This is a genomic window from Gillisia marina (assembly GCF_000258765.1).
In the GTDB taxonomy this organism is placed as follows: domain Bacteria; phylum Bacteroidota; class Bacteroidia; order Flavobacteriales; family Flavobacteriaceae; genus Gillisia; species Gillisia marina.
This window is the reverse complement of the sequence record NZ_AJLT01000048.1, coordinates 1-826: the sequence shown is the minus strand read 5'-3', so window position 1 is coordinate 826 and position 826 is coordinate 1. Positions and strand designations below refer to the sequence as shown.

At 39.7% G+C, this 826-nt stretch carries 1 protein-coding gene; it reads right to left on the bottom strand.

From position 1 onward, the window contains the following. On the bottom strand, positions 1 to 669 hold a 669-nt coding region (locus ON07_RS11380), incomplete at its 3' end, for an IS3 family transposase (RefSeq protein ID WP_010231508.1). Positions 670 to 826 lie beyond the last annotated feature (157 nt).

The window sequence follows — 826 nt, the reverse complement described above, 5'->3', positions numbered from 1 at the left end:
GTATTTTAAGGTTCTGTTTATTCTCTCTGCCACGGCATTCTCGTATGGATCGTACTTCTCGGTCATGCTCATGAGTATTCCATGGTTCTCAGCAAAACCGGTGTATGACGGATTGCAATACTGAATTCCACGATCGGAATGATGGATGAGTTTCTGATCCTTGTATTTCCTATTTTTAAGCGCCATTTTAAGGGCGTCTATACAAAGTGATGTCTTCATATGGCTTGCTAGTTTGTAGCCCATTATTTGCTTTGAATAGGCATCTGTGACCAATGCCAGGTAACTGTGTCCGTTTTGAGTTTTGATATACGTGATATCGCTCACCCAGAGCTGTTCAGGCCTACTGGGCACTTTGTTTTTTATCAGGTTTTTGTATTTAAAGAACCGATGTTTTGAATCGGTGGTGATATGGAACCGCCTTGTTTTGGGAACTAATAAGTTGTTCATGCGCATTACCCGGTAGAACCTATCCCTTCCCATTTTGATACCGATCTTGCTCATTTCCAATTTTAATTCTTTGTGCAATTTGATTCCTCCGGTTTTAGCTCCAAATTCTCTTCGGTAATCCCTTATCAATTGGACGACTGTTTGTTCTTGGTATTGTTTGGTTCTGTGAGACTTCAAGCGCTTATAGAAGGCTTGTTTGGAAATCCCAAAACATTGGATCAACCATTTTGTTTTAAACGGTTTTGTTTCTTTTTTTCGATCTCGTCTGCTAATGTTTTGGGTAACGACTTTTTTGCCATATCGACTCCGGTGATAAGTTCCATGTCAGCAATAATGTCTTGTTGGAAATCTTTTACAAACTCCAGCTCCTCTATTTTTT